We start from the raw sequence: 23,285 nt of genomic DNA on the forward strand, positions 1-23,285 counted from the left end.
CCGTCGCGACTGGAATGACTCGTTGACCTACGCGGGGCGAGAGTCGGTCTGCCGGAAATACACCGGAAGAAGTAGCTGTAAGTAATCAGCGTTAAGTCGGTGGGAGGGCTGGTGCGTGGTCATACGTGCCAGCCCTCCCGTCGGAAGCGTAATTCCTCGACGAATGCATCACGGAAGGCGTCATGCAATACAGGGTAACGTATCTAATTTTTCTCGCCCCATTCATGATTTCCAGTGGGATAGACCGCCTTCAGCAGTCGGGATGGCAGCTGGCGTGGGGGGGACTTGAGATCCTTCTGGGAATTTCCATCGTGGTGTATTCGGCCATAGAAATCAGAGATGGGCGAAAGCAGAGACGGTCAAGTAAGTAACAAAAAAGTCAAATAGGGTTGAGCGTAAGCAACGCGCGGTTGGGTCTATGGCAAGGCCGCCCCCTGGCTGATCGGCGTGAGGCAGCCTTTTGCGGCTGGGTGCAGATCCCATGGGGGTTCTGGCGATCAAGCCGCTGGTATGAGCGTGTCGCGGTATCGGGTCTGGTGGTTGCGGTTGAATTCCCGTGTAAGGATTGCACCGGTGAACACATCCCTTACTGGTGGTCTTTTGGACTCAAGCGGCACTAGGGCTTGACAGTCTGCTACTCGCGCTCTTCCTGACGGGAATAGCCCGCAAGGGTGCGGCTCGGACATCTGGGGCCGTTTACATGCTCTCCCTGGCGCCTTGAGTATCGCTACTCGCCCTTTGTGTCTATTTTCGTACCATCTTCGATGCTTGGTAGTCCAGGAATGGCGGGCCGACCGCAGCCTCGACTCTGAGACTCTTCCGCTACGCCCTATCTATGCAGGTAGCGTCAATGCGTGGCAGGCAGGGCCGCTCTGCGGCGTACTTCACGACCTAGGGCAGGGAGCACAGAAGGTAACTTCGCCTTAGCCGTCAAGCGAGAACCGGCCGAGCAGGAGTAGGTGAGCGGTGGCGTGCGGGCCCTGGATACCCACACGCCACTGTCTCGACAGTTGTTCGAGTACGGCGAAGTTTGCAATGTCGCCGCACGAATCGATCGTACGGAAGCAAGGTGATGCAATGCCCGATAGGGAAGTATCCGATTTGAACTGTCGGATCATTTCAGCGTTCCGGAATTTCTGGCTCCTCTCATCTGGAACTGCGGGAGTTGCTGCGTCCTCCGGAGATTCCATCTGGGGTGCAGCCACCTCGTACAGAATCGAGATTGTTGCAATCTATGTCGGATGTGTCGCCTACCCTTTTACGCCCCTCCACTCGGCAAGAGCAGGGAGGTGGAAACCCATGTCCCTCTCCCGCGGAGCGGGAAGCTCGCGCACTCGCTTGTCCTCCTTTGGCATCTGGATAGCCATATACGGGGTCTACGTCTCTATAGTTGGAGTAGTGGGTGGAATCGGATTCCGAGGCAAGTCGGCTGCTGTGGTAGCAGATTCTGTATTCGACACGCTGGTGAGCACTGAGTCATGGGTCCTGTTTTCCGTTCTTGCTCTGTTTTCCCTGGCTGTGCCCACAGCGTGGCCCGTGGCGAAACAGGGCTTCGAGCCAGGCCTAGCCAGCATGGCTAAAACATCAAGGAAGCTACAGACCGCCATCAACGTCACGACGGCGACAGTTCTAGCCATCTTCGGGGCGATATCTCTTTCGGAAAATAATCACGAATCCATTTCCAATATACTAAAGCCAACTTTTATTGTCGCAATGGGAATACTGGTAGGGCTTGTACTCAAGGCGAAGAAAGAGCGAAAAGAATAACCACCCCTGAGAGGGCTGGCGGAGACCTCGGCGCCACCACCGGCAAGACCGGCGACACCGTCCTCCAGCTCACCAACATCCACGGCGACACAGCCCTCCAGCTCCCCCTGGACCCGGAACAGGCACCCACCGCCCTGGACAACGACGAATACGGCAACCCCCGCGAAGGCCAGCAACCCACCCGCTACAACTGGCTCGGCGCCAAACAACGCTCAGCCGAAACCCTCACCGGCCTCACCCTCATGGGCGTCCGCCTCTACAACCCCACCACCGGACGCTTCCTCTCCGTGGACCCCGTCTACGGAGGAAACCTCAACGCCTACGAATACGCCCACGCGGACCCCATCAACCGATTCGACCTCGACGGCAAGTGGAGCTTCAAGAAGAAGTGGAGAACCTTCAAGAAGAAAAGCTGGAGAAAGTGGGCGCGTAGGGGCATCCGAGTCGGCGCGTGGGTAGGGGGCGCTGTGGCTACTGGTGCAATCTGCGGCATGACCGCAGGAGTTGGGTGCCTCGCTGCAGGTTTCGTCATCGGTGCCGCAACTGGCTCGATCGATTATCAGGCGCGGTACTCGTTCCAGCGCAAGAAGCGAATGAACAGAAACGACCACGTTAAAAATATTTGGGCCTTTGCCATCCCAGGATTCGCGGGCGCGTCTGTTGGCAAGCTCAAGTATGCGCGATACTTCTTCAAAGGCGGGGGGAAATGTCGCAAATGACTACCGGGCAGAAATAATCGCAGTATAGAATAAGGTCTGCCCTGTCTCCAGCAACCAGGCGAGGGTGGTCAGACGCTTCGGGGTGCGCGGGAGTGAGGTTACCGCGCACCCCGAAACTCATTCAGGGTATGGACTGAAAGGATGGAAAATAAATGCCAAAGTTCTATATGCAACTCATTGCGTGGGCAATTCTGTGGTGCGTCGTCGGTGTCGCGGCATCGGTAATAGCAACTGCCCTAGGTGTTGCAGATTCCTCAACTGTTAAAGCGGCTATTGTTGCATGGGTGCTCTTCATTGGGACCGGACTGAGCGGCAATAGGCTATATGTAAGGGAAAAGAACGCGATTGACGGTAAAGGAAAGAAGAAATAATGTCATGCGTCGAAAATTTCAGGCTTTAGTGGAGACAAATTCTCCGCTGGTTAGACGTGGCGGGGGACGGGAATAATACCGCCCCCGCCACCCCGTCACATGGACCACGAAAGGTGATCGAAACATGCAGATCCCGAAGCGCGGGCGGGACGCGCTGCTGTCCCGGCCGCGGGGCCGGCTCGCGGGTGAGCGGGTTTGTGGCGCGGGTGTGGCATTTTTGGTGGGGGAGGAAGGGGCGGACAGGGCGTCCTAGCTTTCTCTCTCGCATTTACCGGCGTGATCGTGGGAATGCGAATACGGCTTCGCATGAGGTGAGCCCGTATCCAGTTCCACGACATCGTTGAACAGCCAACGGGCGCAGTCAAAGAAAACGCCGACGAGGATCTGCGGGAACACGAACGGCGACAGGGCAGGGCCAAGCCAGGGACTTGCTCCAGGCATATCTGCGCGAAAGGCAATGAGAGTCAGTGGACATTGGCATGGGAGCTCTGTGGCGTGCCCTCACATTCGTGGGGCGAGGAATTTACACGGTTCTCGATATCGGCAACGTGATTGATGGATTTCGGGCAATGCGCGATGAAATCCGCAAGAAAAAGAAATGATCCCTGTGCCCGACTGCTCGGGAAGGGATCGCCTCCATGCTCCAGGAGGGAGCACCACGAGCGCCACCGGCTACAGCAGCCGTCACCACGCAGGAGCGGGAACAGACCTCACGGCAGGGGAACCCGGGCGGACGGCCCGGCATGCCCCAGCCCCCCCGTCCCGCATGGCCGTGCCCCGGGTGGGGCGCGGCCGGCTCGGAAGCCGGTGCGCGTCCCACCCGGGGCACGGGTCGTTCAGGCACAGGTCGTTCAGGTGGTTACGTGAGCTACGTGAGTTGCGTGAGCTACCTGAGTTACTTGATGCCGAGGGCGCGGATCACCGTCTGGGTCACCGCGTTGCCCGCCTTGTCGCGCGCGGTCGCCCGCAGCGAGACGAAGGTGGCCTTCTTGGGGGCGTCCAGGGTGAAGATTCCCTTGCGGTCCGCGGACACCTTCTGCCAGGTCTTCCCGTCGTCGTACGAGACGTCGAGGGTGACCGGTTCCACCGTGCCGGTGCCCGCGGCGCCCGGGACATGGGCGGCGGTCACGGACAGGTCGGCCTTCTTCTTGGCCTGGCCCTTGTCGTCGGTGTCGACCGCGTAGTCGAGCTGGAGCAGCGGCAGGACCGCCGTCGTGTCGCCGGCCGGGGCCTTCGAGGTGAAGTCCCATTCGGTCCTGGTCGAGGTGGCGTACGAGCTGAGCGAGGCGTCCCGCTCGGTCGTCACGGCCAGCTTGTACGGGAGTGCTCCGGTGCCCGGGGCGTTGGCGGAGACGATGGTGCCCGTGCCCTTGGCCAGTTCGGTCTTGCCCTGGGTCAGGGTGAGCGTCTCCCGCATGGCCTGGTAGTCCATGGCCATGCCGACGTGGTCGGAGCTTCCCCAGCCGGGGATGTCCAGGCTCAGCCAGCTGCCGCTGCGGCTGGGCAGGCGGTAGTTGTTGTTGAGGTGCGGGCGCTGGAAGGGCTGGAACCAGTCCTCCTCGCTCTTACTTCCCTCCTGGTAGCTCCTGCGGGGGGCGATTTCGTACACCAGCCCCTCGACGTAGGCCTCCTGGCCCCAGCGGTACGAGTCGCCGGCGGAGACCCAGTCGACGCGCTCGCTGTTGACCGGGACAGGGGTGAGGGTGCCGAGGGCCCAGTCGCCCACGTCCGTCGGCCAGTCGAAGCGGAACTCCGCGCCGCGCTGTCCCTTCACCTGGTGGTGGAAGCCGACGTCGACGCGGGCCAGGGTCTTCTTCGTGGCCTTCTCGACAAGCTCCTTGGGGACCTTGTTCTGGTGCGTCTCGACGAGGTCGTAGAGGTATTCGCTGTCCGGCTGGGAGACGACGGTGAGTGTGGCCTTGCCGCCCCGGGCCTGCTGGATGAGCTTCTCGCCCTCGTCCTTGCTCAGCAGCGCGACCTCGATCGGGGTCGGGCCGCCGGGTCCGTCGGCGTAGCTGCGGACCGAGCGTCCGTAGCCGTCGTTCCCGACGAGGAGCAGCTTCGCGCCGGCCTTGGCCGCCGCGGCGGCCTGCTGGCTGTCGTAGACGGAGTCGTTGCGCCGTACGACGACGGCCTTGCCCTTGACGTTCAGACCGGCGTAGTCGGCGGTGGCGCCGTTGCCCGCGAACACCACGGGAAGCTTCCACTTGCCCTGGGGCAGCTGGGTGGTGTCCTGCTGGCGCAGCAGGTCGTCGAAGTCGGTCTTGCCGTTGGACACGGTCAGCGCGGGCTGTTCCTTGCGCCAGCGGGCGGTGAGGCGAAAGTCGCCGTGCTTGACGTTCGCCGTGGTCGGCTGGGCCCACACGCTGTCGTAGATGCCGTTGGTCTCCACGACGGAGCGCCAGGGTGTGCCACCCATCGTGCGGGTGTACTCAAGCCGCTCGTAGGTGGTGGCGCTCTCCTCGGGGGTGGTGATGTCGATCCGGCGCAGGGCCGAGGCGTCGAGGACGACCTTGGTGTCCCGGTCGAGGGTGACGTCCGGGTTGCCGAGCAGGGCCATTCCGAGGGAGTTCGGGCCGTGGGCTCCCTGGACCTCCATGAAGGACATGACGGAGTAGACGTCGTCGGGCAGGTAGATGTCCCGGCCGCCCGCGCCGATGCCGTACATCTCGGGCTGGTTCTCGCCCGCGCGCATCAGTTCGACGATGCCGGAGGTCGGTGCCCCCTTGCCGTCCTTCACCACGATGGTGAGCTTGTGCGAGACGGAGCCCAGGGCGATCGCGGTGCGGGCGAGGACCGGGCCGCCGCCCTGCCGGACGGCGGTGATCTGACCGGTGTAGCGGGCGGAGACCGCCGCGAGCGACCGCTTGATGGTGAGGTTGGCCGTCACGGTCCCGCGCGCGGGGACGACGACCTGCTTCTTGGCGAGGGTGAACAGGCCGGAGGGCGCGTTCTTGGCGTCCACGGCCAGGTCCAGGGTGACCGGGGTGCCGGTGGTGTTGGTGTACGTGACCGGCCGGTCGACCGACGTGTTGTCGGTGGCGGTGGCCCGCCCGGCGGAGACGGCTCCGGTGGCCAGGACGGTGGCGCGTACGGCGGCCGCCACGTCCAGGCGTCCGTTGCCGCCCTGGTAGGCGGTGTACTTGGGGGTCGGCTTGGCGCTGCTGACGAGGGCGTCCTTGAGCTGCCGGCCGGTGAACTCCGGGTGGGCTGCGGCCAGCAGGGCGGCGGCGCCGGCGACGTGCGGGGTGGCCATGGAGGTACCGCTCATCGCCTGGTAGTAGCCGGAGCCCCCCGACACGTACTGGGATCGCGCGGCCAGCACGTCGACGCCCGGGGCGGTCATCTCCGGCTTGATGGCCTCGTCGCCCAGCCGGGGTCCCTGGCTGGAGAATTCGGCGATGTCGTCGAGGGAGTCGACGGCGCCCACGGTGAGTGCCGCGTCGGCCGCGCCCGGGGAGGCGATGGTCTTGGCGTCGCCCGCGTTGCCCGCGGCGACGACGAACAGCGCGCCGGTCTCGGCGCTGAGGCTGTTGATAGCCCGGCTGAGCGGGTCGTTGCCGTCGGTCGGGTCGCCGCCGAGGCTCATGTTGATGATCTTGGCGCGCTTCTCCCGGGCGGCCCATTCCATGCCGGCGAGCACCCACGAGTCCTGCCCGGAACCGTCGTTGCCGAGGACCTTGCCGATCAGGAGACCGGCGTCGGGTGCGACGCCCTTCTCCTTGCCGGCCGAGGCGGCTCCCGTACCGGCGATGGTGGAGGCGACGTGCGTGCCGTGGCCGATCCGGTCGGTGATGTCCTCGTTCGGTACGAAGCTGGCCGTGGCGGAGAGGCGCCCCGTGAAGTCGGGGTGGCCCTTGTCGATGCCGGTGTCCAGCACCGCGACGTTGACGCCCTTGCCGGTGTCGCCGCTCTTCCAGACCTCGGGTGCGCCGATCTGGGCGGTGGTGTCGGCGAGGTCCGCCTTGACCTTGCCGTCCAGCCAGATGTGCGAGATGCCGCCGCCGAAGGCGGTGGGCTGGGAGGCGGACTGCCGTGACGCCGACCCCGTCGTGTCCTGGCCACCGGTGACGGAGTCCCAGAAGTCGGCCGCCTTGCTCCGGTCCTGGCTGAGCACGGCGCCCTGGACGCTGCTCAGCTCGCGTACCTTCCTGGCCCCCGTGGGCGCGGTGCCGCGCGAGAGCGCCGCCGCGTCCGTGTAGGAGACGATGAGCGGCAGCTGTCCTCGGTGCGCGTCGTCGTAGCCGTCGGCGATCAGGCCGGTGACGTCGAAGAGGCGCTTGTCCAGCACGCCGGAGGCGATGTAGGGCAGCGCCGTGCGCGGGTAGACGTAGAGGTGGCCGCCGGACTCGGTGATCCGGGCGTCGGACGGCGTGCCGTCTGCGTGGCGCACCGTCACGGTGCCGCCGTTCGTGCTTTCCGCGCCCTGTGCGCCGGGGCCCTGCGCGCCCGCGCCCTTCGCCGCCGACTGCCGCGTGGTGACGATGTCACCGGTGAGCAGGGTGACGGTGTGGGCGCCGGGGGGGCCGGCGGTCGTCACCGTGGGAGTGGTGACAGCGGCCCCGGAGGCCGCCGACGCCGGAGAGAACTCCGCCAGCGCCAGGAAGACGGCACCGGCGGTGGCCAGCCCCGTCCAGCGGATGTGTGATGACTTCAAGAGGTTTTTCCCTTGTGGCCGGTAATACAGGTCCCTGGCTGGTTGCCAGATCTGCGTCCGCCCGTAACTGTCCGGATATCGGAGAGATAGGACGGCGTGTCAGGGGTGACCATACGAGTGTTCGACAGGCGAGACGCTGTGATCTTTCCCACCCCCCTGCCGGACTCCGGCCGACCGGCTTCGACAGCGTGCCCCGCACCGATTCAAGTCGGTTACGGGGCACGGTGGTTCGCCGAGGACGCGCGCGGAGGGAGCCTCCGCCCCGACGCACGGCGTGGCTCCGGAACGCACCTGACAGGCTGTCCACATTCTGAGACGTGCGGTGGGAAGCGGAGCAGGTCACAGGCCGGGGCGCAGGGCGCTCCGCAGGCCGGGACGCAGGCCGAGGCGCGGGCCGGGGCGCGGGGCCGGGGCGCGGGCCGGGGCGCGGGGCCGGGGCGCGGGCCGGGGCGCGGGGCCGGGGCGCGGGGCCGGGGCGCGGGCCGGGGCGCGGGCCGGGGCGCGGGGCCGGGGCGCGGGCCGGGGCGCGGGGCCGGACGCAAGCCGAGGCGCAGTTCAGAACGCCGTCCGGGGGGTACGGGGTGGCGATGGTGCCGACCACGCTGCGGAACAGCGACTCCAGCGGCTCCGGGCCGAGGCGGGACCGGGCCCGGGACAGCGAGGACTTGTTCACCCGCCGCAGCGCGGTGGTGCCCGGCAGGCCGGTCGCCAGCAGCCGGACCTATCGCCTGGTCCTCAACAACATGACGCGACAGGAGGTGGCATGGCCTACGTCCTGCCCTTGCGCGCACCAGGGGGCCGCGAACGTGGACCGTTGTGGACTGCGCCTACAAGGCGGTCGAGCCGGTGAAGGCGCGGCCGACCGCCCCGCTACGTCCTACTTCTCCTCCGGCTCCCAGGCGCGGAGCAGGTCGAGCAGCCCTGCGTCCCCGTCCACGCGCAAGGACTCGGCCTGGATGCGGTCGTACAAGTAGAGGACCAACTCACCGGCCGTGCCATGGACGGAGGCGCCGGCTGCCTCCGACTCCTCGCCGGTCACGGCGGTGGGCGCCAGGATGCGGGCGGAGCGTGCGCCGTCGCCGTCGACCGTGAGGCGCCAGGAGCGGCCCTCGGCGGAGTGGAAGTCGAAGGCCGTGGGCTTGTGCGGCCAGGCACTCGGCGTTCCGCAGACGGTGAACAGGAACTCCTCCACACCGTCGAGTGCCACCTCGACCGGCAGCGGCTGCGCAGCGCCCCCGGCGAGCTGGGCGTCGTACGTGTGCACCGCGGTCTCCTGGGCCCGGTGCCGGGCGACACCGCCGGAGGTTTGCGGTGACTGCGACGCGGGCCACCACGTCCAGCAACCGCTCTCCGGGCCTGCCTCGCGCAGGGCGTCCAGCAGGAGCTGCGTCGACGCGGCCAGCCAGGCCAGCAGGGCCTCACGCTCCCGCGGCACTTCCAGAGCGGCGCGCGCAGCGGTGGCCTCGGCCGGGGGAGCGTCGGCAGGCCCCGCGCCGACGATGGCGGCCCAGAAACGGTCTCCCCCACCCAGGTGCTTCACCAGATCGAACAGCGTCCACCCGGGGCAGGTCGGCACCTGCACATCGAGACCGGGAGCGGCGGCGACCGCGGCGCGGAAGGCGGTCGACCGTTCATCGATCAGTCGCAGCAGGTCAGGAAGCTCAAGATTCTTTTCCACACCGGATGTCTATCACCGTGCCCCGGTGATCGGACAGCGATTTTCACAGTCGCCGCCGGTCAGCCATTGCGGACGTCCTCGCCTCCCACCGCCCGCCTAAAGCAACGGCATTGTGCCCGGTGGCCCCGGGTATCCGGTCGGGACCTGGATCGTGGCGACGATACGGTCCGCGAAGAGCCGTTTCCCGCACAGCGCGCAGGCCCAGCCCTCCAGCTGGTCGCGGTTGTGGAGCCGCCGGTCGGACCGGACGCCCGGTGTCACGGTAACCACTGCGCGTTGACGACACACACCGCCGCGCGCAGCCTCTCCAGCGTCCCCGCCGGCCGGACGTCCCTGAGCGGGCAGTCCCACTCGGCGTCACCGACCGGCGGCCGGAGCCGGATCCGCTGACCCGCGTGCCCCATCACGTAGCCGACCAGGTCCCTCCCCGCGTCCAGCACCAGCGTGCCAATGTCCGGTCGGTCCGTGCTCATGCGTGCGCCCCCCGGCGAATCGCCTGGCCGGTCTGCGGCGGAATCCCTGAGAGGTCCCCGGAAGGTCCGGGGACCTCTCAGGGATTCCGCCGAGCCGTACTCCGCCGCTCGGTCGTGGCGGCCACGGAGAGAACGCTAGAGGCGGACGGTCGCCGCCCGTGGGGACTTTTCCCGTTTTTTCTCGGGCGCCGGCCAACTTTGCGTCAGTTTTCGCGTACGGCCGTCCCGCGCCATGGTGCGCGGCCCCGGGCCCCACGATGCTGGACGGACGCGACCCCCACGGAAGGGGAAACGACCATGGCGCGACGACTGCGCTTCCTCGGTACGGACAGCAAGAACGGCGGCTGCCCCGCCCTGCACGAGGACCTGGACAGCGGAGACCTTATCGTCCAGGGGGCGCCGCTCACCGACCCCGGGGATCTGCGCCTGCTTCAGCATTTCGACGACGGGGAGTCGGCGGTGGTCGTGTCACGCGAGTTACTCGTCGACTTCGGTCCGAAGGAGATAAGACGGGTGCCTCAGCTGATCGGGGCGGACGAGTTCGGCCGGCTCTTCGAGACGTTCGAGCACTCGGCCTGGCGGCTGGAGACACGGCGCGGTTATGCCTCCGACCGGGCGGACGAGACGTACCGGGAGTTCGTGGAGACGGGCACCGTCCGCTGGGATCTGGACGACGAGTGGTGCACCAATATGCGGACGCAGACGGCGGCCGGAAAGCGCGTCGGCCGCGTCCGGATCGTGGACAGCCCGCCGACCACCGGGCAGCTGTATCTGCTCGCCAACGCGGAGCGCAACGCGGCCACGGGCGAGGACATGCGCAACCTCTGGCGTGCCGACGCCGAGCAACTCCGGCTGCCCGCCGAGGACTTCTGGATATTCGACGCCCGACTGATCGCGCTGCTGAACTTCGACGACGCGGACAACCTCCTCGACATCGAGCTGATAACCGAGCCCGCGGAGGTGGTCCGTTACTCCCAGGCGGCCGTCGCCGCGCTGCACCATGCCGTCCCCTTCGATCAGTTTGCGGCGCGGGTAACCGCAACGGAATAGTGCGCGTGAACCGGTGAGCACGGACTATCAGCAAGCACGAGCCGCCCTCGGGGCGCGTCTGCGGGAGCTTCGTATGTCGCGGCCCGGGGGCGGGCTCACCGGTACGCAACTGGCGCGGCGGCTCAGCTGGCCGAATTCGAAGATATCCAAGCTGGAGAACGGCCGGCAGACCGCGAGCCCGGAGGACCTGCGCGCCTGGGCGACGGCCACCGACCAGCCCGGCGCCTTCGACGAACTCCACGCGCTCCTCAAAGGTTTCGAGTCCCACATCCGGTCCTGGCGGCGGCAGCTCGCCTCCGGCCACCGCCCGGTGCAGGAGACGTGGAACGCGGAGGTCGCCCGCAGCGAGGTCGTATACGCCTGGGAGGAAGCGGTGGTCGCGGGCATCCTCCAGACGCCCGACTACGCGCGCCACGTCTTCGTCCGGTACGCGACGCTCTTCGGCTCCGTCCAGGACGCGGACGACGCGGTCCGGGCCAGGATGAAGCGCCAGGAGTGGCTTTACGAGCCGGAGAAGAAGTTCCGCGTCATCATGTGGGAGGCGGCCCTCCACGCCCTGATCTGTCCCCCGCCGGTCCTCGCCGCCCAGCTCGACCGGCTGATGGGCACGATCGGCCTGGACACGGTGGAGCTGGGCATCATCCCGTTCGGAGCTCCCCTGAAGATCCCGCCCGCCAACGGCTTCTGGCTCTTCGACCAGCGTCTCGCGATCGCCGAGGACTGGCACGCCGAGCTGTGGCTGGAGGACACGGACGCCATCACCACCTATCTGCGCGTCTGGCACACGCTGCGGGAGTCGGCGGTGTACGGCTCCGAGGCGCACGCCGTCATCAGCAGGGCCCGCCGGGGCCTCAGCGCGCACTGACCGGGCCGGGCCGCCCGGGGCGCACGCGGTCGCGCTGACCGGACGCGGTCGCGCTGACCGGACGCGGTCGGGCCGGCCGGGTGCGGAGAAGAGAGCATCAGCGGGAACGTGCGCCACCGGCCTGGCACGCGACCGGCCCGCTGACACGCGACCGGACCTGACGCCGGGCCCGCAGGTCCCCGTCCGTCCGCCGCGGGCTCAGCCGACCTGCTCGAAGACCATGGACCACCAGCTGTCCGTCGGTGCCCCGGCGGACGATCCGCAGCAACCGCTGCCCCTCGTCGTCGGGCGTCTCGCTGATCAGCAGGGCACGTGGAAGACGGCGATCTCGACCGGTGCCCGTACGCCGCTGACACGCAGCGATTCAATGATGACCTCGGTGATCCAGGCTCCGGCGTCCGAGGTCCACTCGGGGGAGGTACCCGCGAGCACAATGTCCGGCGTGGAGGAGTCAGTCTTGGTCTCGTGTATGCGCAGGTGGCCGTGACCGCACCGCGCGGCGACGTCAAGCACCTCGGCCACACATACTCCGGGCCCGGTCGAGATCGTCACCGTGACGTCGGTACGGGCATCTGGTGAGGCCAGCGAGAACCAGTCCGCAGCGGCCCGGAGGCGGAAGCCCGCATCGCGGGCAAGCCGCATCGGCACGCGGACGCGGAGCCCGGTCAAGCGCAGCTCCCCGACGCGCTGGAGTACATCGGTGAGGACCCGTGCCATGGGCAGGACAGGCAGGTGCTGGGCTTGCAGGTCGCTGGCGGGGTAGACGGTCAGCCAGGCCAGCTGCCGTGCCTGCCCGTCCTGGGACCAGTCGCCTCCGGCGTCGGCATGTACCCAGCGCCGGCCTCCCAGCTCGTTGCCCGCCCCGAGAACGGTTGAGCTCCACCCGTACGCCTCGGCCCGCTTCACGGCCAGGCTGAACAAGTCTTCGTCCAGGTCGTGGTCCACGCTGACCTGCCCGATCCACGCGTCTTGTTTCAGCACGCCGTAGACCTCGACTCTCACGAGAGGGTCCTCGCCCTCCCTCGCGCTGTCGTCCATGGTCATTCTCCGTCTCTTCAGACGTCGCAGTTGAACGTCTTGCCGGGAGTCTCCAGCTTGTTGGGGGAATCGGCGGCTCCGATGATGTCCACGTCGACGCGGCTGCGCCACTTCGCCGCCTTGGTGCCGACGCACGTCTTGCGGGCGTTGGCCCGACGGGCGCTTCCGCCGCCCTGCTTGACGGTCTTGGAGCCGGTGGCCACGGTGCGCCGGCTCCCACCGCTCTGCATCTGAAGTTCCACGGTGACCTTCGCCTTGGCGCCTCCGCTGTCCCTGTCGAGCCACCACCCATGTGCGGAGATCGTCGGCGGTGGCGTGCTGGAGTAGTGCACCGCATCACCTCCGGTCTGGAACACATCCACGGACTGGGCCTGGGACGCGCTTGGCTCCGGCCCGAGTGCCGAGGCTGATGTGGGGGCACTGGTGGCCAGCAGAACGGAGGCGGCCATGATCAGGAACTTCGCACGCACAGGCGCACTCCAGGGGAAGGTCGGACGCGGGTATCGGGTGGTCTTTTCCGGTGCGCCCACGTTGGTGAACCTCCGCCGGGTCTCGGATGCTTGATCGAAGAGTGACGGCCCGGGGGTCTAGGGCCTCTCGTCATTCCGTCTGCCCCGCGTCTGGAACACGCTGCGGGAGTCAGCGGTGTACGGCTCCGAGGCACACGCCGTCATCAGCAGGGCCCGCCGGGGCCTCAGCGCGCACTGACCGGGCCGGGCCGCCCGGGGCGCACGCGGTCGCGCTGACCCGACCCGGTCGCCGGTGCTTACCGCGCCGGAACCTGGCTGCTTGAACCCCTCCGAGTGAACGGTACGGGGTGGCTGCGCGGGGCTCAGCCGACCTGCTCGAAGACCATGGACCACCAGCTGTCCGGCTGCGCGAACGCGTACCGGTCGCGGGCCTGGAGGTACTCAACGAGCTTGTCCGTGTACGGGCCGCGGTCCTGTGGCGCGGCGTGCTCCAGGTGCTTGGTGCGCAGCGCGAAGCGGTACAGAAATTCGACGAGGTCGGCGAGGGTCCGGTTCACGATCTCGGCGCGCGGCTCGTCGTCGAAGGACATGAGGATCACGTAGCCTCGGTCCAGGTCGAGGCAGTACCGCATCGCGGGGTCGTCGGTCGGTCCGCCCAGTACGAGGATGCGCGTCTCCTCGCCGCCCGACGCGACCGGCACCACGGTGAAGGGATCCGGTCCGCCTTCGGCGGTGTCGAGAGTGAACAGAACGTCGACGAAATCGGGCACACCGACGTCGCACAGCACCTCGGTGACGGCCTCGGGCAGGCCGCGCTCCTCGGCGACGGGACGAGCCAGCGTGACCACGCGGTCCGGGCCGAACAGCTCCGTCATCTCGTCATGGGTCGCCATGCGTTCTCTTCCCTTCGTCGTGCTCTCGTCCCGCCCTTTCGGGCGTGCCGGCCGTTCAGCCGGTGAGACCGGCCCGCCGCAGCAGCGTCAGCCAGTCGTCGTACTCCACCATCTCGTCGTCGACCAGTGCGAGCCGCGCGTACTCCGGCGTGGCCAGCCGCTCCAGGAAGAACTCCTCCAGCCCCTGCGCCAGCTGCTCGAAGCGCTCCGCGTCGAACCACTCGCGGTGCTCGTCCGGGATGCCGAGGACGCCGCCGCCCGTGCGGTCGAGGTAGACCGGCGCCTCGTGGATCATCCCGATACAGAACAGCTTCTCCGGGGACAGCGGCAGCGGGGAGCCGTCGATCGGCCGGCAGTAGAACTGGTGCTCCTCGGCCTCCTCCAGGTCGAAGAGCCGCACGGACGGTCCGCAGTCCGCGCCGTCCAGCACGCGGCAGAAGTCCAGGAACTCCCGTGGCACCCCGTCCGCCTCCGCCGCTGCCACGGTCTCCTCGTCGACCGTCCCGCCGAGCAGGTACCGGTACAGGTCCGGGCTCTCCGCCTTGGCCGACCGCAGGGCATCCACCGTCCCGCGCAGGCGGGCCCCCGGGCTCGCGCTAGTCATCCGGCCACCACTTGACGTCGATACTGATGGGATCGCCGTCCGGAAGATCCTTGATCTGCGGGCGTATCTGCTGGGTGCCGATCTCGAAGTTCGTCGTCCGGTCGAGCATCCGCAGATTACGCCACGCGTCCGGACCACCGGTCTGCAGCTCGTTGACGTGGTCGGGCTGCATCGCGCGGGCGGCCTGTGCGGCCTGCTCGGCGAATTCGGGGTCGTCCTTGTGGTTGCCGCGTATCAGCGCTTCCAGTGCGCCCTTGTAGCTCGCGGTGATCTGCTTGTCGCGGTAGTCCTGGGTCCTGCCCTTGAACTTGAAGAGCTCCCCCTCCTGGCCGAGGCGCTGGAGGGCGTTCGCCTTCCGCGCGAAGCCCTGCCGGTTCATGCCGGGCTTCCACTCCAGGGTGACGGTGTGCGGCTCCTTCGTCGTGTCCGGCCGGTCCGTGCCGATCCCGCCGCCGTCGCGGACCTTGTCCTGGTCACGGGAGCGGGTGACGATGCTGTTCAGCATCGTCTCCAGCGCCTTGTCGTTGCGCTGGTGGTTCTCGCCCATGGCCCGCACGCCCTTGGACACGTCGTGCAGGTGCTTGTGCAGCTGGTCCTCCGCCTTCTCGATGGCCTGGAGGATCTTCTCCGCCCCGCCCTCGACGGCTGCCGCCATGGTGCCTCGGCCCCGCGTCCGGTCCAGCCCGGCGCGGCTGCGGCGCAGTTGGGGACGGGCGCCGGACTCGTGCTCGTCGGCCTGGGACGTGATCCGGTCGGCCAGCCGGTCGTGCAGGTCCTTGTCGTTGCGTACGGTGTCGCTCACGCGTCGCCTCCCCGCCCGGTGAGTGTCCTGCCCGCTGCGTCCAGTCCGTCGGAGAAGCCTTCGCCGCCCGCGCGCAGGGTCTTCCCGGGGCTGTAACCGTCCTGCAAACCAACGGCGTTGGCGCCGAGCTGGATGACGAGGTCGGTGGCCATGCCGCCGAGTGCGGAGAAGACCGGGCCGGTGGCGACGGCCATGAGCTCCTCGACGAGGAGGTGTTCCGCCTCCTTCAGCAGCCGCCGGACGATGACGCGCGTGGCCTGCGTGGCGCCGAGTGCGCCGACCTCGGAGAGCCCGAGCGTGAACGGCGCGGCGGCCTGGGCGGCGATGATCTCCGCTGCGAGGATGCCCAACTGGACGATGGCCGCGACCTTGGCGCCGGCCACCGCGATGGCCGCGCCGTCCAGGGCCATCGCACCGAGATCGGCCGCCTCGGCGAGGCGTTCCAGATGGGTGTCGCTGACTTTGCCCCAGTGCTTCTCGAAGGCCGCCGTCGCCAGGCCCTCGTTGCCCTCCAGGAAGTCGCGGACGATGCCCTCCGTCGCGCTCTTGCCGTCCCGCATCTGGGAGGCGAAGGAGCGCAGGCCGTCGGCCATGTCGCGGTAGTCGTCCTCGTCGACGTTGGGCCACTCGACGCCGATGAGGTCCAGCACCCAGGCCGCCTCGTCGGGCAGTACGACTCCCATTCTCGTTTCCCTCTCCGCCTTGGAGGGACCGCTTCGGGTCACCCACCGCGACGGTCGAATTCTACTGCGCAAGGGGATTTCTGACGGCATGACGAGGCATAAGTGCCCCTTATACGGCGGGAGATGGGGGGCCGGGCTTCGGGGACCGGGCCTCAGCGGCGGCGGAAGGGGCCCTCCGCGCCGGGGTCGCCCTGACCGCCCTGACCGCCCTGACCGCCCTGACCGGAGTAACGCCCGCGCTCAGCGCGGTGCTTGGGGACCGTACGGGCCTTCGGCACGTTCCCTGGCGCGTCCTGTTCGGCGTGCTCGCGCTCGTCCTCGGCGCGGCGTTGTCGCTGCCAGGTGTCGAAGCGTTCCCCGGCCTCGCGGGTCGCGGCGGCGGAGCGCTTCTCCCCGGAGCGGCGGACCTCAGCGGCCCCGGAGAACAGGGCGGCCGTGTACTCGGCATCGGTGAACGCCTGCCGCGCCGTGAGGTCGCCGCGCAGGATCGCCGTGGCCATCTCCCGCAGCTTCGGGTCGGGGCCGGTGCTCAGGCTGCGCAGCGTACGGTGCAGGCTGCGGGCCCGGTCCTCGTCCTTCGCGACGTCCAGCAGCTCCCCCGGGTCCACCTCGCCTGCGTCCGGCACGCGAACCTCCCTCTCCCCTACGCGAGTCGCCATTGTCCAACAGCCGCGCGGAGAATGGGAGTCGGCGAAGCCGACCGGCGGCCGGGGTCAGCTCACGTCAGCGCCGATCCCCCCGCCGACTCGGGACGCCGGGAGGCCGGGAGTCTCCAGCTTGTTGACGGCCCCAAAAAAACTCCTCACCCGCTCGCGTCACCCGGTACGGTCTCGACCACGTTCCCCCGCTACGGGGAGCCCAGTTTCCGCGCGGCCACCCCAGCGGTTCCCACGTCGAGAGCAGGTTTCGTCAATGGCATGTCGTATCAGTGAGCTCGTGCTCGGTTGCCGCGACCCCGAGGTGCTGGCGCGGTTCTGGTGCGAGGTCCTGGACTTCGTCGTGCTCGATCGCGAAGGGGACGACTGCTTCGAGATCGGGCCGCGCGAAGGGTTCGGCGGCCCGCAGCCGACGATCATCCTCAGCCGCAGGGACGAGCCGGAGCCGGGGAAGTCCCGGCTGCACATCGACGTCAACGCCACCGACCGCGATCAGGACGCCGAGCTCGAACGCCTCCTGAAGCTCGGGGCGCGCCCGGCTGACATCGGCCAGACCGGCGAGGAGCAGTGGCACGTTCTTGCCGACCCCGAGGGCAATGAGTTCTGCTTGCTCAAGGCCCGCCTCAACCCGCTCTGACGGCTCCGCGTCCCCGGTAGATGAGCCGGGACCGGTGGCCGGGTTTGCAGCAGGTCGGTGCCGCAGTCGCCTCGGGAAGGGCCCCGGCTCTCGTCGGAACGGTGTTCAGCCCCCCGCCGACACCGGCGCTCGTGGGGACAGGCCAGGAAGATCACGTTCGCCAGGATGATCTTCCGTGCGGTCTGAACCCTAGGCGAACTTTGATCTTCTCCTTCAGGCCGTAGTGCCGAAGGGGACGGCGGGGGCAAATCCGGCCTCACAAACACCTCACATCAGGAGTGATCCACGCTTTCCCCTATCAGCATGTCCAAGACCGCGGCCGTTGTGGCCTGCGCCGCCCTGCTGCCACTCGTTGCCGCACCTGCCGCGTCCGCTGAGGACGCGCTGGGGGGCAAACAAGGGGGGATCTCAGTAGAGGCCATCGACAGCCACCTCTCGAGCGTGCGGCCCGGCTTCCAGTCCAGCAAGACCGACATCGGGTCAGCGCCGACGATCATCGACTTCTACAACTGCAGAACCCCGGATCACGGGACCGGCAGCGAGTGACCTCGGTTCAGCTGATCAACTACAATTACACCACCCCGAACGAGAATTGGGAGACGAAGACCTTCACCGCCTGTTTCGGCGGAGGCCAGTCCCACGGAGAGTGGACCAATCGCAAGGGCGATGACCTCTTCTTTCAGATCAAGACGGTGAATGGGACCACCAATTCCGGCGGAAGCGGACCGACGTTGTCTGCTACGCGCGTCCACATGTGGTGATTTGAGGCATTCCAGGGCCGGCACCGGACCGGTGCGGGCTTTCCCCCACCGTCGGAGAGTACGCACCATGCCCATCGGCTTCCACGCGGCCGCGTTCGGCTATCGCCGCCGTAGTCCGGTCATCCGGGACTTCACCTTCGCCTTTCCGCCCGGCCGGACCGTGTTCCTCGGCCCCAACGGTGCCGGCAAGTCGACGGTTCTGTCCCTGGCCGCCTCCGTGCTGCGGCCCCAGGCCGGCGCCGTCGCGTACGGCAGACGGCGGTCCGACCGGCGTGGCGACCTCGCCGAGTACCGCCGGCGCATCGCGTGGCTGCCCCAGCACATCGAGTCGGTTCCCCGGCTGACCGCCCGCGAACAGGTGGCCTATGTCGGCTGGCTGAAAGGAATGAACCGCCGGGACGCCTGGGACGCCTCTCTCGGAGCTCTGGAGCGGGTCGAACTCGCCGACATGGCCGACCGGAAGGTACGCCGGTTGTCCGGCGGGCAGCAGCGCCGGGTCGGCGTCGCCCAGTCCCTGGTGCACGAGGCCGAAGTCCTCCTTCTCGACGAGCCGACAGCCGGTATGGACCCACGCCAGCGACGCGTCTTCCACGAGATCCTCGGCGGCCTTGACCAGCACGTGCTGCTCTCCACCCACGACGTCGCGGACCTGGAGGACACCTACGACCATGTCGTCGTCCTCAACGGCGGGGTCATCCGCTACGCCGGCGCGGTAAGCGACTTCCTCGCCCTGGCCCCGTCCGGCACCGCGCCGGGCCGCATCGCGGAGGCCGCCTACTACGCCACCGTCCAGGAGGAGGCGGCATGCGCATAGCAACAACACTGCGCACCACCAGCGTTGTCTGGATCGCCCCTCTGGTCCTCGCGTGGGTGTGGCTGGTCAGCAGCCACGAGGCGGCGAACGAACCGGCCTACTGGGCCGGAAACACCGCTCTGGTCGGGCACACCCTTCCTTTCTACGCCCCCGCCTGCGCCGCCTTCGCCGCCTGGGAGGCCGGGCGCACGAGGCGGGCGGGGGTCCACCGACTGGCCCCCGTGCGCGGCAGGTACGCGATCGCGATCGGCGCGCTGTGGCCCGTGGTACTCCTCGGAGTGACGGCGGTCGTGGTGTGCCTGCTGACCGTGCGCATGGAGACCGGCGCCGCACACGACTGGCCCCACCTGGGCGTTCTGGCCATGGCCGGATATCTCATCACCGTCCACACGGTCCTGGGCTACGGGCTCGGCATGCTGCTGCCGCGCATTCTGGCCACGCCCCTGATCCTCGTGATCGACTACCTGTGCCTGGTGATGCCCGTCACAGTCGTGGACCCGATGTGGCTGCGGGAACTCACAGGATGGCTCGACGCCCCCTACGGGGACGTCACCACCACCATGAACCCGTTGGCACTCGCCGTGCCGATGGTGCTGGCCACGGGCTTCCTGGCGGCCGTCCTGGTCAGCGCGGAGATCGCCCGATGGCGTCGCCATCGCGTCGTACGCGTCGGCGCCGCAGCCGCCGCGTCCCTGGTCTGCCTGAGCGTGTTCACCGTCTCGGCCATCCTGCCCGTACGCGACTGGAACGGCGACCCGCCCCCGCGCGCTCGCACCGACCCGCCCGTATGCACCGGCGACTCCCCCAGGATCTGCGTCCCCCTGGAGGCGGCCGACAGCCTGGATCAATTGGCCGTCGCCGCGAAGGAGATCGTGCCACGCCTCGTCGACGCGGGCCTGAAGCCGCCGAAGGAGCTCGCCTTCGTCTCCGAAGCGGCCGACACCGATCTGGGGACGTGGCGGCTGTTCCTCAACCGGGACATGGGCGACGTGGACGTGAGAGCGAGCGTCGCGGCCTCGGCACTGCCGACGCTCCCGCCGTGTCCCACCACGTCCGACGCCCGCACCGGCCATGCGGGCACGCTCACGGCCTGGCTCATGGTCAAGGCCGGCATGGGCGTCGACGAGATCCAGAACCAATACAGTCAGAAGCTGGCCGCCGACCCCCAAGTGATGTCCGTGGTGGACAGAGAGACAAAGCTGTCGCCCGCCGAGCAGTTGTCGTGGTTCACGCGCAACGTCACGTTGCTTCAACAGTGCAAGCCCGCTCCGGAGACCATGCCGACAGCCGACAGGACGGAGGGGTGATCCGATGCACCTGTGGCTGAGAACGCGACGGATCCCGGTCCTCGCCGCCGCTCTCGCGGCGTACGCAGCACTGACCGCGGCGGCCGGGGACACGCTGGTCGACCTCCCTTCCCTGGGTAGCGACACCGCCCGACCCTTGGTTCTCTTCGCCCCGCTCCTGGCCTGCATGGGGCTCGCGCTCTGCCTGAGCAGCAGGTTCCCCGCAGCCGAGGCCTCGGGCAGCCGTCCCGTTCCCCGCTTCGACCAGGCACTGGTCCTGATCACCGTCCTGACCACCATCGCCGTGTCGTACACCGCCACCGTGCTCCTCGACGCCCCGACGGCGAACACCGCCGGCCGCAATACGGCGTTCCTGGTCGGGCTGATGCTCTGCGCCCGCCGGGTAGCGGGTCACCAGGCGGCCGCCATCACGCCCGTCGCCTGGGTGATCACGATGATGCTCATCGGCAACTCGGGCGGCAACGGTCAGGACCAGCCGTGGTCGGTCATCCTCATGCCCCCGGAGCACATACCCGCCGCACTCACCGCGACCGTGATGCTGGCCCTCGGCACAGCCTTGGCCCCGGCCGCCCCGATACTCCGCGATGCGAGCTGAGTCGGGAACGGTCTCGGGAAGGCTTGACAGCAGGCGCACGCGGTGGCCCGGGCACTGGTCCTCGGCAGGGAGACGGCGCCTGTCACCGGACAGCCGGAGTGACCGTACGTCGTTCACGGCGAGCGCAGACGGTACGTCCGGCGGCGGGCTGGACCACGACCCGGACCGTCCGCGTCGGCACGGCACTCCTCACGGCGGGCCGACCAGAGCGGACGGCATCGTGGGCGCGGCCGTGCCCGCACTGCTCCCTCACCTCTCGGCGGCACCTCTCCCCGGCGCCCGTCCCCGTCCCGGTCCGCTTCCGCACCGGCGGTGCCGTGCCCTGCGCCCCGTCGACGCGATCCGGGCCGTTCTGGCCGCGCCCGCCGAGAACGGCGCCGGGCGGCTCCAGCAACCGGGGTGCCTGCCCCGTGTTGCCCGGAGGAGGGACGGGATCTTCCGGCCGGCCACCACCTCGTTGTGTCTGGGGCTCGGCGGACGAGCCGGCTAACGAGGCCGTTTGTCTGGATCAGTCACCCTTCGACATCCGAGAATGAGAGCTCCGCCAGCCCGTAATCCCGGCGGAGTCGAGTGCCCGGACGCCCTCAGGGCGCATTCCCCGCACTGCCCGGCCTCTCTCCCCCGCCTGTTTCTGACGTTGGAAGTGTTCAAGCCCCCGCCGACACCGGCGCTCGTGGGGACAGGCCGCTGTCCGGCGGCGTGTCGGCGAGGTCGCACCCCGGGCAGCAGCCGGGCTCCGGGGCCCGGAAGGCGTGGTCGCAGCGATCGCAGTTCTGGAGCGGATCGGGGCGCGTCACGGTCGGTGCGGCGGGAAGGGGCGGCGGCAGGAATTCGGCGAGCCGGTGGGCGAGCAGCCCGGCCGGGTGGCGAATGGGGCCGTGGGGCAGGGCGGCTGTCAGGGTGCGCTGTACGGCGGCGGGCTCGATGCCTCGCTCCAGCCAGACGGACACGGCGGGCGCCAGCCGGGCCACGTCCCGCTCGGCCAGGACAAGGCGCGGATCGACGCGCCGGAGCCCGGCGAGGAGGTCGGCGCCGGGACGGTGGGCGGCGAGGTCGACGGGGTGCCCGGGGTCCCTGGCGGCCACGGCGGCCACCGCGCTGGATGCCGTAGATGTCGTACGGGTATCGGTACGGGTATCGGTACGGGCGTCCGCCGGCTTCCGGGGCGTCATCGGCGCGGGCCCCGGCTTCGGTGCCACGGCCGCACGGCCCGTCGTGGGCTTGGGCGCGGGCACGGGCACAAGCTGGAGCTTGCGGGGCGGAGGCTCGGCTTTGGACTGCACGGCCAGGGACTGCGGCATGTCGAAGGAGATGGTCCGCGTCACCCACCGGCCCGCCGAGGTGTGTTCGCGCTGACGGCACAGATAGCCGTACGTCTCCAGCTCCCGAAGGGCCGAAGCGATCGCGGTCTCGCCTTCGATGAACTTCGCGGCCAGCGCCTTGATACCGACCTTCGCGCCATCGGCCAACGACTGGATGTGCACGGCGAGTCCGATCGCGGTCAGCGACAGCGATCGGTGCTGAGCGAGGTGGTTTCCGACCACGGTGAAGCGCGAGGCGTGCCGGTGGCGGACGTGCGTCACGCCGGTCGCCGGAACACCGGATTGAGCGCGCGAGGGCGCGCTAAGCTGCTGATCAGCCATCGGGAAGCGTCTTCTTCCTGGGTGGTGAGGCCCTCGATCGGGATGCCAGTCCCGGCCGGGGGCCGTCTCAGATATGGGGTTGTGTCGCTGAGCGTAACCCCACCAACCGGCCCATTCCGAGCCGATGTTGCCACCTTCACTCGTCCGAGTGAGGGACAAGAGGGTGGGTTGGGAAGAGTCCTTCCCATGGTTTTCACACGCTTCTCAGAGCGGGCGGGACCAGGTCTCGGCCCACCGGGTCGCGGAAACCCACGACCCGGTACGGGCGACTCAGCGACCAAGATCGAACTCGGCCCATACGGTCTTCCCGGGCCCCTGCCGAGCCGCCACCCCCCACCGGTCGGCCATCGCCTCCACCAGCAGAAGCCCCCGCCCCGTCTCGGCCTCCGGCCCGCTTCCCCGCCCGACCTGCGGCATCGCTTCCCCCCGCGTATCGGCCACCTCCACCCGGAGCGTGCCGCCCTCGGAGAGGCCAAGGGCCAACCGGAAATCCCGCCCGGCCACATGCCCGTGCAGCACGGCGTTGGCGGCGAGTTCGGCGACGACATGGTGAGCGGCGTCGCAGGACGTGTCCCACTCGATGAGCTGCTGCACGGTGAGCAACCGCGCGAGCCGGGCCCCACGCCGGGTGGAGGAGAGCAGCATGGCGAATTGGCGTACGTCCGCCACGGGAGAAGAGTTTTTCGGATTCATGTCACTCAGCGTGGCGGCCCGCAACTAGCCTGCACAGCAACGACGTCGGTACGGGCGGTCACTGTCCGGGCGGTGACCGCCCTTGTCCGGCCCGTACCCCGTGACGCGT

22 protein-coding genes and 1 pseudogene are annotated in these 23,285 nt (G+C 68.5%); 11 read left to right on the forward strand and 12 right to left on the reverse strand.

Annotated elements, in window-relative coordinates; genetic code table 11:
• Positions 1 to 1,077: 1,077 nt before the first annotated feature.
• From ACIBAE_RS09450 to ACIBAE_RS09465, 4 genes and pseudogenes are all read left to right on the forward strand, one after another.
• Entirely contained in the window at positions 1,078 to 1,767 is a 690-nt protein-coding gene (locus tag ACIBAE_RS09450; RefSeq protein ID WP_399283423.1) for a hypothetical protein, read from the forward strand.
• Positions 1,768 to 1,775: 8 nt separating this feature from the next.
• Positions 1,776 to 2,171 (forward strand): annotated as a pseudogene (locus ACIBAE_RS09455) (RHS repeat-associated core domain-containing protein); the annotation flags it as partial.
• Positions 2,172 to 2,638: 467 nt separating this feature from the next.
• Complete coding sequence (locus ACIBAE_RS09460) at positions 2,639 to 2,857, forward strand: hypothetical protein (protein WP_399283425.1); 219 nt, start codon at positions 2,639 to 2,641, stop codon at positions 2,855 to 2,857.
• A gap of 467 nt (positions 2,858 to 3,324) precedes the next feature.
• On the forward strand, positions 3,325 to 3,459 hold the full coding sequence (locus tag ACIBAE_RS09465; protein WP_399283427.1) for a hypothetical protein: 135 nt from the start codon (positions 3,325 to 3,327) through the stop codon (positions 3,457 to 3,459).
• A 293-nt stretch (positions 3,460 to 3,752) separates the two neighbouring features.
• On the opposite strand, the gene ACIBAE_RS09470 is transcribed toward ACIBAE_RS09465, so the two are convergent.
• The 3 genes from ACIBAE_RS09470 to ACIBAE_RS09480 all read right to left on the reverse strand — a co-directional run bounded on the left by ACIBAE_RS09470 (position 3,753) and on the right by ACIBAE_RS09480 (position 9,665).
• Entirely contained in the window at positions 3,753 to 7,514 is a 3,762-nt protein-coding gene (locus ACIBAE_RS09470) for a S8 family serine peptidase (protein WP_399283428.1), read from the reverse strand.
• Between the two features lie 877 nt (positions 7,515 to 8,391).
• Entirely contained in the window at positions 8,392 to 9,192 is an 801-nt protein-coding gene (locus ACIBAE_RS09475; RefSeq protein WP_399283429.1) for a maleylpyruvate isomerase family mycothiol-dependent enzyme, read from the reverse strand.
• 257 nt (positions 9,193 to 9,449) lie between these two features.
• Positions 9,450 to 9,665, reverse strand: coding sequence for a hypothetical protein (locus ACIBAE_RS09480; RefSeq protein ID WP_399283431.1), 216 nt, complete (start codon positions 9,663 to 9,665; stop codon positions 9,450 to 9,452).
• 297 nt (positions 9,666 to 9,962) lie between these two features.
• On the opposite strand from ACIBAE_RS09480, the gene ACIBAE_RS09485 reads away from it, so the two are divergent.
• On the forward strand, positions 9,963 to 10,715 hold the full coding sequence (locus tag ACIBAE_RS09485; RefSeq protein ID WP_399283432.1) for a DUF6879 family protein: 753 nt from the start codon (positions 9,963 to 9,965) through the stop codon (positions 10,713 to 10,715).
• A gap of 13 nt (positions 10,716 to 10,728) precedes the next feature.
• The gene (locus ACIBAE_RS09490; RefSeq protein ID WP_399283433.1) at positions 10,729 to 11,580 is read left to right on the forward strand and encodes a helix-turn-helix domain-containing protein; all 852 of its coding nucleotides are present in this window, start codon (positions 10,729 to 10,731) and stop codon (positions 11,578 to 11,580) included.
• Positions 11,581 to 11,880: 300 nt separating this feature from the next.
• Here the strand turns inward: ACIBAE_RS09490 and ACIBAE_RS09495 are convergent, their stop codons facing one another.
• From ACIBAE_RS09495 to ACIBAE_RS09525, 7 genes are all read right to left on the reverse strand, one after another.
• The gene (locus tag ACIBAE_RS09495) at positions 11,881 to 12,624 is read right to left on the reverse strand and encodes a hypothetical protein (RefSeq protein ID WP_399283435.1); all 744 of its coding nucleotides are present in this window, start codon (positions 12,622 to 12,624) and stop codon (positions 11,881 to 11,883) included.
• A gap of 11 nt (positions 12,625 to 12,635) precedes the next feature.
• A complete protein-coding gene (locus ACIBAE_RS09500) occupies positions 12,636 to 13,088 on the reverse strand; it encodes a hypothetical protein (RefSeq protein WP_399283437.1) in 453 nt (150 codons plus the stop codon).
• Between the two features lie 362 nt (positions 13,089 to 13,450).
• Positions 13,451 to 13,981: an SUKH-4 family immunity protein gene (locus tag ACIBAE_RS09505; protein ID WP_399283438.1), complete on the reverse strand. Its 531-nt coding sequence runs from the start codon at positions 13,979 to 13,981 to the stop codon at positions 13,451 to 13,453.
• A 55-nt stretch (positions 13,982 to 14,036) separates the two neighbouring features.
• Entirely contained in the window at positions 14,037 to 14,585 is a 549-nt protein-coding gene (locus ACIBAE_RS09510) for a hypothetical protein (protein ID WP_399283439.1), read from the reverse strand.
• Positions 14,578 to 15,387 carry a hypothetical protein gene (locus tag ACIBAE_RS09515; protein WP_399283440.1) on the reverse strand — a complete coding sequence of 270 codons (810 nt, stop codon included), beginning with the start codon at positions 15,385 to 15,387 and terminating at the stop codon, positions 14,578 to 14,580. The genes ACIBAE_RS09510 and ACIBAE_RS09515 overlap by 8 nt, the downstream gene beginning before the upstream one ends.
• Positions 15,384 to 16,070, reverse strand: coding sequence for a hypothetical protein (locus tag ACIBAE_RS09520; RefSeq protein WP_399283442.1), 687 nt, complete (start codon positions 16,068 to 16,070; stop codon positions 15,384 to 15,386). Before ACIBAE_RS09520 ends, ACIBAE_RS09515 begins: the two co-directional genes overlap by 4 nt.
• A 152-nt stretch (positions 16,071 to 16,222) precedes the next feature.
• Positions 16,223 to 16,696 (reverse strand): hypothetical protein, encoded by a 474-nt coding sequence (locus tag ACIBAE_RS09525; RefSeq protein WP_399283443.1) that lies wholly within the window; start codon positions 16,694 to 16,696, stop codon positions 16,223 to 16,225.
• Between the two features lie 286 nt (positions 16,697 to 16,982).
• Between ACIBAE_RS09525 and ACIBAE_RS09530 the strand changes: the two genes are divergently transcribed.
• The 5 genes from ACIBAE_RS09530 to ACIBAE_RS09550 all read left to right on the forward strand — a co-directional run bounded on the left by ACIBAE_RS09530 (position 16,983) and on the right by ACIBAE_RS09550 (position 20,840).
• A complete protein-coding gene (locus tag ACIBAE_RS09530; protein WP_267008962.1) occupies positions 16,983 to 17,363 on the forward strand; it encodes a VOC family protein in 381 nt (126 codons plus the stop codon).
• Between the two features lie 303 nt (positions 17,364 to 17,666).
• Entirely contained in the window at positions 17,667 to 17,909 is a 243-nt protein-coding gene (locus ACIBAE_RS09535; RefSeq protein ID WP_399283444.1) for a hypothetical protein, read from the forward strand.
• A 282-nt stretch (positions 17,910 to 18,191) separates the two neighbouring features.
• Positions 18,192 to 18,938, forward strand: coding sequence for an ABC transporter ATP-binding protein (locus ACIBAE_RS09540; protein ID WP_399283445.1), 747 nt, complete (start codon positions 18,192 to 18,194; stop codon positions 18,936 to 18,938).
• Positions 18,929 to 20,245 carry a hypothetical protein gene (locus ACIBAE_RS09545; RefSeq protein ID WP_399283447.1) on the forward strand — a complete coding sequence of 439 codons (1,317 nt, stop codon included), beginning with the start codon at positions 18,929 to 18,931 and terminating at the stop codon, positions 20,243 to 20,245. The genes ACIBAE_RS09540 and ACIBAE_RS09545 overlap by 10 nt, the downstream gene beginning before the upstream one ends.
• Before the next feature lie 4 nt (positions 20,246 to 20,249).
• Complete coding sequence (locus ACIBAE_RS09550) at positions 20,250 to 20,840, forward strand: hypothetical protein (protein ID WP_399283449.1); 591 nt, start codon at positions 20,250 to 20,252, stop codon at positions 20,838 to 20,840.
• Positions 20,841 to 21,487: 647 nt separating this feature from the next.
• On the opposite strand, the gene ACIBAE_RS09555 is transcribed toward ACIBAE_RS09550, so the two are convergent.
• Both ACIBAE_RS09555 and ACIBAE_RS09560 read right to left on the reverse strand, forming a co-directional pair.
• The gene (locus ACIBAE_RS09555) at positions 21,488 to 22,423 is read right to left on the reverse strand and encodes a helix-turn-helix domain-containing protein (protein ID WP_399283450.1); all 936 of its coding nucleotides are present in this window, start codon (positions 22,421 to 22,423) and stop codon (positions 21,488 to 21,490) included.
• A gap of 330 nt (positions 22,424 to 22,753) precedes the next feature.
• Positions 22,754 to 23,176: an ATP-binding protein gene (locus ACIBAE_RS09560; protein WP_399283451.1), complete on the reverse strand. Its 423-nt coding sequence runs from the start codon at positions 23,174 to 23,176 to the stop codon at positions 22,754 to 22,756.
• Positions 23,177 to 23,285: the final 109 nt, after the last annotated feature.

This window comes from Streptomyces sp. NPDC051569, from assembly GCF_044454085.1.
GTDB lineage: Bacteria > Actinomycetota > Actinomycetes > Streptomycetales > Streptomycetaceae > Streptomyces.

Excerpts from the sequence above, each read along its gene's own strand:
- ACIBAE_RS09450 (WP_399283423.1), top strand. The coding sequence starts at position 1,078 with ATGCCCGATAGGGAAGTATCCGATTTGAACTGTCGGATCATTTCAGCG.
- ACIBAE_RS09460 (WP_399283425.1), top strand. The coding sequence starts at position 2,639 with ATGCCAAAGTTCTATATGCAACTCATTGCGTGGGCAATTCTGTGGTGC.
- ACIBAE_RS09480 (WP_399283431.1), bottom strand. The coding sequence starts at position 9,665 with ATGAGCACGGACCGACCGGACATTGGCACGCTGGTGCTGGACGCGGGG.
- ACIBAE_RS09485 (WP_399283432.1), top strand. The coding sequence starts at position 9,963 with ATGGCGCGACGACTGCGCTTCCTCGGTACGGACAGCAAGAACGGCGGC.
- ACIBAE_RS09495 (WP_399283435.1), bottom strand. The coding sequence starts at position 12,624 with ATGACCATGGACGACAGCGCGAGGGAGGGCGAGGACCCTCTCGTGAGA.
- ACIBAE_RS09505 (WP_399283438.1), bottom strand. The coding sequence starts at position 13,981 with ATGGCGACCCATGACGAGATGACGGAGCTGTTCGGCCCGGACCGCGTG.
- ACIBAE_RS09510 (WP_399283439.1), bottom strand. The coding sequence starts at position 14,585 with ATGACTAGCGCGAGCCCGGGGGCCCGCCTGCGCGGGACGGTGGATGCC.
- ACIBAE_RS09520 (WP_399283442.1), bottom strand. The coding sequence starts at position 16,070 with ATGGGAGTCGTACTGCCCGACGAGGCGGCCTGGGTGCTGGACCTCATC.
- ACIBAE_RS09530 (WP_267008962.1), top strand. The coding sequence starts at position 16,983 with ATGGCATGTCGTATCAGTGAGCTCGTGCTCGGTTGCCGCGACCCCGAG.
- ACIBAE_RS09535 (WP_399283444.1), top strand. The coding sequence starts at position 17,667 with ATGTCCAAGACCGCGGCCGTTGTGGCCTGCGCCGCCCTGCTGCCACTC.
- ACIBAE_RS09540 (WP_399283445.1), top strand. The coding sequence starts at position 18,192 with ATGCCCATCGGCTTCCACGCGGCCGCGTTCGGCTATCGCCGCCGTAGT.
- ACIBAE_RS09545 (WP_399283447.1), top strand. The coding sequence starts at position 18,929 with ATGCGCATAGCAACAACACTGCGCACCACCAGCGTTGTCTGGATCGCC.
- ACIBAE_RS09550 (WP_399283449.1), top strand. The coding sequence starts at position 20,250 with ATGCACCTGTGGCTGAGAACGCGACGGATCCCGGTCCTCGCCGCCGCT.
- ACIBAE_RS09560 (WP_399283451.1), bottom strand. The coding sequence starts at position 23,176 with ATGAATCCGAAAAACTCTTCTCCCGTGGCGGACGTACGCCAATTCGCC.